5 protein-coding genes are annotated in these 6,898 nt (G+C 33.9%); 1 reads left to right on the top strand and 4 read right to left on the bottom strand.

The genetic code is table 11. The features are described 5' to 3' along the window. Positions 1-26: 26 nt before the first annotated feature. From HMPREF0072_RS08805 to HMPREF0072_RS08820, 4 genes are read right to left on the bottom strand one after another with little or no spacing between them, the layout of a single operon-like run. A complete protein-coding gene (locus HMPREF0072_RS08805) occupies positions 27-2,414 on the bottom strand; it encodes a DUF5633 domain-containing protein (protein WP_004829373.1) in 2,388 nt (795 codons plus the stop codon). An 11-nt stretch (positions 2,415-2,425) separates the two neighbouring features. Further along, positions 2,426-3,220 (bottom strand): metal ABC transporter permease, encoded by a 795-nt coding sequence (locus tag HMPREF0072_RS08810; protein WP_004829375.1) that lies wholly within the window; start codon positions 3,218-3,220, stop codon positions 2,426-2,428. Between the two features lie 6 nt (positions 3,221-3,226). Beyond that, the gene (locus tag HMPREF0072_RS08815) at positions 3,227-3,889 is read right to left on the bottom strand and encodes a metal ABC transporter ATP-binding protein (protein ID WP_004829376.1); all 663 of its coding nucleotides are present in this window, start codon (positions 3,887-3,889) and stop codon (positions 3,227-3,229) included. Continuing rightward, positions 3,882-4,820 carry a metal ABC transporter substrate-binding protein gene (locus HMPREF0072_RS08820; RefSeq protein ID WP_004829378.1) on the bottom strand — a complete coding sequence of 313 codons (939 nt, stop codon included), beginning with the start codon at positions 4,818-4,820 and terminating at the stop codon, positions 3,882-3,884. Before HMPREF0072_RS08820 ends, HMPREF0072_RS08815 begins: the two co-directional genes overlap by 8 nt. Before the next feature lie 859 nt (positions 4,821-5,679). On the opposite strand from HMPREF0072_RS08820, the gene HMPREF0072_RS08825 reads away from it, so the two are divergent. After that, positions 5,680-6,576, top strand: coding sequence for a GIY-YIG nuclease family protein (locus HMPREF0072_RS08825; RefSeq protein WP_004829382.1), 897 nt, complete (start codon positions 5,680-5,682; stop codon positions 6,574-6,576). Positions 6,577-6,898 lie beyond the last annotated feature (322 nt).

A 6,898-nucleotide genomic window follows, 5' to 3' on the forward strand; every position in this document is an offset into this window, starting at 1 on the left:
TATTAAGTGCTCTTTTCGTTCTTAGCTTACTTTAGGGTGTAGTACCATCTTCCATTTGCTCCTTGGAAGAAATTGTATGAATCTTTTGCAGGGTTATTTTCTAGGGCTTTTTTAGCAGCCTTTTCTGCTTCTTCCCTACTTGCATAACCCGATAAATCATTATTTTGATTTTCTTTCTCTTGCTCTTCTTTTTCCTTTTCTTTTTGACCATCTTCTTCTAGATTTTTTTCGTTATTTTCAGAATCTTTTTTTCCGTCATTTTTTTCGTTAGAATTTTCCTTTGATGGTTTTTCTTCTGTTTTATTATTATTTTCTTTATCCTGCTTCTCTTCCTTATCTTGCTTTTCTTCTTTTTCCTTTTCTTCTTCTTTTTTTTCTAATTCTTTATCACTGAGTATTTTAGGTAGATTTTCCTTATAGGATATTTTTCCATTTTTCTTCTCAAATTTACTTATATGAAAATGATTTGTTTCTTCTCCAGTGTATATATCAATATTTTCTCCACCTAAACTAAAAATTCTACTATCATCACTTATCTTATAATAGGATTTTAGATAAGCCTTAATCTCGTCAATATTTAAATCTGATTTATAACTTAGGTCTGTTTTTGGATAAGCAATCTTATATTTCAATGTTGCTACTACTTGTCTTGCTGTATATCCTTTAAATGCACCAGCCTTTTCCATTTTTACCAAGTCTTTTATGCTTAGGGCGTGATAGTGGTTACCGTGGAGCCAGTAAAATACTTCTCCCTCTTTATCATCAGTTCCCATAATTGGGATCCCGTCGTTCAATTTTCCATAGCCTGTCATGCTTCTTAGGTTATCACTAAGAACTGACTCTATGCCGTCAACCTTTTCAGAATCTACGCTATCATAAGTGAACAAATCTTTATCTTCCACTTCTACATTTCCAACATCGACATAGTCTTTGATGTATTCAGCTTCTGGGTACCTATCTCTCGGATTAACATAAACTACCGCTACTTCATCATCACCCCTGTAGAGATGCCAGTGATCACGATGGTCCACTATTTTTGTGATACCTTCTGGCCAATTGATTTTATCTTTGTTTTTGCCCTCAGCTGAATGGCTTCCTTGGTATTGACCATAGCTAGCTTTTGGATAAAGGTCTTTAGGATTTTCATAAGTTACGCCTTCTCTGCCCTTTGAGTCATAAATATGGTAGTGGTCCTCATGTCTTAAAATTTCCACTATATCATAACGGTCAACTTCTCCTTTTTGACCAAGGACACTTAAAATCTTAAGCTTTTCTATCCTTGTCTTTCTGTCTTCTGTTGGATTTGTTGGTTTATCTTCGCTTGAGCCTTCTTCTTGTTGATTTTCTTTCTTATCCTTGTTATTATCTTCAGGCTTTCCCTTACCTTGGTTTTCTTTCTTGTCCCCATGGCTACCGTGGTAGGTGCCCACAGCTACATCTGGATAAGAAGATGATGGGTCTGAGTAAGTTATGTACTCTCTTCCATCTGCTGTATATACATGCCAATGATCACCGTGTCTTAGTATGCTAACTACATTATGAGTTTTCTTATTTTCTTCTACCTTTACAAGCTTGTCGTCTTCTTTAAGTTTATCAGAGTTTTCTATCTCATCTTCTAGACCAGCCGCTTTTTTCTTGGCTTGCATTTCCTTATCTTCTTTAAGGATTTTGGCAATCATCTTTTTCCTATCCCCGTGGTTACCAACGTATATTCCATAAGATGCATTTGGATATAGGCTCCTAGGGTCTTCGTAGGTCACAAATTCGTTGCCCTTTGATGTATAGATGTGGTAGTGGTCCCCATGCTTGAGAATTTTGATAACTCTTTCGTCATCTTTTTCTAGTTTTTCTTTTACCTTTTTATTTTCTGCCACCTTTTGAGCCTTGCTTTTGCCAGCATTTTGTTGGCCGTGGCTTCCTGTATAAGTTCCTATCTTTATATTAGGAAATAGAGCTGATGGGTCTTCGTAAGTGAGATATTCTGTCCCATCTGCTAGGTAGACATGATAGTGGTCACCGTGCTTTTTAATTGCCACTACATTCTTATTTTTTAGTTGGTTTTTACCTACTACACTCACCATTTCAAAATGACCTGTATCCTTTATTTGATTTGGGTCAGAATAGGTGATTTTTTCCCTGCCATCCTTGGTGAAGACGTGCCAATGATCGCCGTGTTTTACTACCTTAACTATGTCTTCCTTTTTGATTTCAGCATCAACCAAGACTTCTGTAGTAGTGTCTTTTTTAAGGCTAGTTTTTTTAGCCTCATATGTGACTTTTTGGCTTGTCTTCACTTGATTTTGTTGAAGATTTTTTTCTTCTTTCTTATTTTTAAACATGGAGCATGAGCTTAGACTTGTCAAAAAAATACAAGCAAACAAGACTGCTTTTCCTATGTTTTTATTATTTTTCATCGTTTCCCCCTTTATTTTCTCTTTACTACCAGGCTAAGAATTAGCCATAAAACTGATATTAGAACAATGACAGAGCCTGGTTTTAAATCTAAGTAATAGGATATAACTAATCCTAAAAATACAAAAATTATCGAAAAGCCTATAGATAATAACAAGGTCTGTTTGTAAGTTTTTGTGTATTGCATAGCACAAATGCTCGGTATGACCAAGATGGAAGACACTATCAAAGAGCCGATGGTTTTGGCTGAAATAGAAACTGTGATAGCTGTCAAAAATGTTATAAACAAATTGATCATCCTAGTATTTATGCCCATAATCCTCGCAGCTTGTTGGTCAAAAATTGTTAGGTAAAGTTTTTTATAAAGTATAGAATAAACAGCTAGCACAAGTGCCGCCACCCCTATCACCAAGTAAAATTCCTCATCGGATATTGTCACAATAGAACCAAACAAATAAGAAGAAATTGCATTGGTGTTTTTGACCATTGATGAAAATATACCTGCTAATCCAATAGATGCTGCGAGAATAATAACTGTCGAAACTTCTTGGTAGCTCTTTAATTTATTTCTAATCAACTCTATGGAAAGCCCCGCAAAAAGGCAGGCAATAATTGCCGCAAGAATCGGGCTAAAGCCGAAGGCAAGGCCTATGGTAAGGCCAGCAAGAGATGAGTGTGAGAGGGTATCTCCTATCATCGAAAGCCTTTTAAGGAGGACAAGTTGGCCCATGCAGGGCAAAATCAATGCCAAAAGTCCACCAACTATAAAGGCTCTTTGCATAAATTCATATTCAAATATATCTAGCATACTACCTCACAAACTAAGCTTATCTTTGCTTATTCTTTCGATTTTTCCCTTCCTTATCCTCAATGCATAGTCCACAAAGTCCCCAGCCATGTCAAGCTGGTGGGTAATTATTACTATGGTCTTTCCAGCTTTCTTGAGCTCTTTGAGGTTTTCAAAAAAATCCCTAGAAAAATCTTCATCAATGCCTGTAGTTGGCTCATCTAAAAGAATAAGGCTTGCATCTTTGATAAGAGCAAGGCTTATTGCAAATCTTTGAATTTGTCCACCAGACAATTCGCTTAGAGCTTTTTTACGATGTTCATACAAGCCAAGTTTTTCCATCAATTCTTTTGGGTTAGACTTCTTTTTTAAATATGAAAGGTGGATTTTTATTGCTTCTTCAACACTTGTAGGAAAGTTTCTATAAGAAGCAACTGCATTTTGTGAAATATAAGCCAGGTCCCTGTAGTGGTTATCCTTCCTTATATCATCATTTAATATTTGTATTTGACCATTCTTAGCCTTCAAATCCCCCAAAATCAACTTTAAAAGTGTAGACTTGCCAACCCCATTCGCCCCAACAAGGGCAACGAGGTCTCCTTCTTGAATTTCGAAATTAATATTATCCAGGATTAGATCCTTTTCATAAGCAAAACTAAGACCTGCTACCTTTAATACCTCTTTATTCATTGAAAGATTCAACCAAGGCCTTCAAATTTTCTTCCATAAGACCTATATAACCCTTAGCTACCATATCGTCATCGAGATTTTCCATTGTGTAAAGGGTTGAAGTCTTTGTGCCAGTGTTTTTTGCTAGGGTTTCAGCAACCTTAGGAGTTGCCTTGCCCTCAAAAAATATAGTCTTAATATTTTTTTCTTTTACAAAGTCTGCAATAGTCTTAAGGTCCTTAGCTGATGGCTCTTCTTCAGGAGAAATCCCAGTCACAGCCACTTGCTTAAGACCATAATCATCTGCCAAATAATTGAAGGCGGCATGGGAGACTACAAAATATTTCTCCTTATCCTTAACCTTAGCAAGCTCATCAGTAAACTTCTTATCAAGGTCATCAAACTTAGCAAGCGCCTTATCAAGATTATCCTTATAATATTTTTCATTAGTAGGATCCATGTTAGCAAGCTTTCTGTAAATATTATCAACCATAACCTTAGCATTCTTTATAGAAAGCCAAGTGTGAGGATTTATAGACGCCATATCTGACCCTTCCTTAGAAGAATCAAGCAGGGTAAGGCCATCAGACAAATCTAAAAACTTATCATCATCCTTGACATTATCCTTCAAATCGTCAATAAAAGACTCCATTCCAGCCCCATTGTAAGCAATCAAGTCTGTACCTTCAAGGTCCTTCATAGCTTGGCTAGTGAGTTCAAATGAATGAGGCTCTTCGCTTGTTTTTATAATAGTCTTAACCTCATACTTATCACCACCTATCATCTTAACAAATTCAGCTACAGGAAAAAAACTAGCATAAATAGTCTTCTTGCCAGCAACTTTCTGATCTTCCACTGCCTTATTTTCAATATTTTTATCTTCCTTGCCACAAGATGTTAAACAAAGCCCAGCAAGGAGAAATATAAAAAATAAATTTCTAAAATGTTTCATCTAAATCTTCCTCCTAATATGCAAGTCATTTGCAATAAGTACTATCATACATCCAATGCAAATCATTCGCAATAGTTGTTTTCATTTTTTTATAAAAAAAGTCCGAGAAGACGAGAAAATAATAAAAAACCAATACATTCATTTCATAAAAAGAACATATTGGTCCATAAAATTTATACCAAAAGATATTCAAAAATCCGTTTTTATAACAAGTTAAACCCTATAAAAAATTCCAAATAAAAAATCGACCTTGAAATTTCTTTACACTTCAAAGTCGATTATTTTTCCCCACCGGCACAGCATTCTGATTTAGGTTCAATCACCATTTATCATCCTTTCTATATCCAAGTCCATAGACTTGATGAAACTTTCCATTATATGTGAAATCTTCTTTTTTCATTAGTAACATGCTGACAATTCTTTTTATAAAATCATCCGATTCCAATTAAACTTTTACAACCTATCTTATAGAAAAACGTCAGATGGCTCATCTTTTACACTTATCTTCCACCACTTTTTCTATAAATCTATGAGTAAAGTAGATATACTAGAAACTCATAAATCACCAGCCGTCCATAAAAGCATCAAAACCAAACAATCCCATAAAGACTATTCAATTTTCTTAATCCCTGTGCCAGTGGGTAAGAAAACTATTTTTCTTATTATTATATTACCCAGATAAATTTATTTTAAACACGATAATAAAAATTTTTTTATAAATTTTAAAGATTTTTCTTATACTCGTCAAATTCAGCACTTCAAAACTAGATCTGACAAAAAATATCTTTATTAAAATAATGATAAATAAAAAATATTAACCAGTATAATGTAATTATTATATAATATTTGGAGCTCTAGGATGAAAAATAGCAAAAATTTTAATCTTTTTTTTATGGACGGAGAAGTTACTGGTAGAATAAAGTGTACCTTATCAAATTGGACAGGCTTAGCTTATAAAGTCCCTAGGACATATCTTGAAAAATGCAAAGATAGACAAGATTTAAAACAAAGTGGAGTTTATTTTTTATTTGGTAAGAACGATGACGGAGATGACGAAGTTTATATCGGCCAAGCTGGAATAAGAAAAAATGGTGAGGGAGTTCTATTTAGGGTATCAGAACACTTAAAAGATGAAATTTATTTTTCAGATGCAGTCATGTTAACTACACAAAATAACTCATTTGGCCCTACAGAAATCTCATATCTAGAGAATAAATTCACTAACATGGCTATAGATGTAGATAGGTACAAAGTAAGAAATGGAAATGATCCAAACCCTGGAAATGTAACCGAAGAAAAAGAATCAGAGTTGGAAGATTTTGTAGAATATTCTAAAATGGTACTTGGTGTCCTGGGATATAAAATATTCGTTCCTATAGTCGATAAAGATACAAAAGAAAAATATGAAAATAATAATGACAAAGAGTCAATCCTCTATCTTTCAAGAAAAAGTGGTAAGTCAAATAGGCAGATAGAAGCAAAATGTAAAAGAACAGATGAGGGTTTTGTAGTATTAAAAGATAGTATGATAGAAATTATAGACTCTATTGCTATTCCAAAATCGATAAAAGAATTGAGGGAGCAATGTTTAGATAAAAATGAAATTGTAGATGGAAAGTTGAATAAAAACTATTTATTTAATAGTCCATCCTATGCAGCTGCTTTTGTTTTAGGGACAAACGCAAATGGAAGAACAAGTTGGAAAAACGAAAAAGGCATAACATTAAAGGACCTAGAAGAAAACGAAATGAAATAATATCAATATTAGACGGTAGTCAATTACACTATCGTCTTTTCTTATAGCTTTTAATAATTACATTAAATCGATTTTCTTATAAAAGATTGTCCAGAATCTACTAACTCGTTTTAAAATTAATATCGAATTGCATTTACTAATAAAAAATATTTTTAACACTAAAAAAGGACTCACTTAATGTGAATCCTTAGTTATTTGATGACTTCCTACATATATTTCAGGGTTCCCCGACCTCTACTATCTCGTTTTAAGATTAATATAAAGTATGCACTAAAAAAGGACTCACTTAATGTGAATCCTTAGTTATTTGGCGACTTCCTAC

The organism is Anaerococcus lactolyticus ATCC 51172 (genome assembly GCF_000156575.1).
GTDB classification, from domain to species: Bacteria; Bacillota; Clostridia; order Tissierellales; family Peptoniphilaceae; genus Anaerococcus; species Anaerococcus lactolyticus.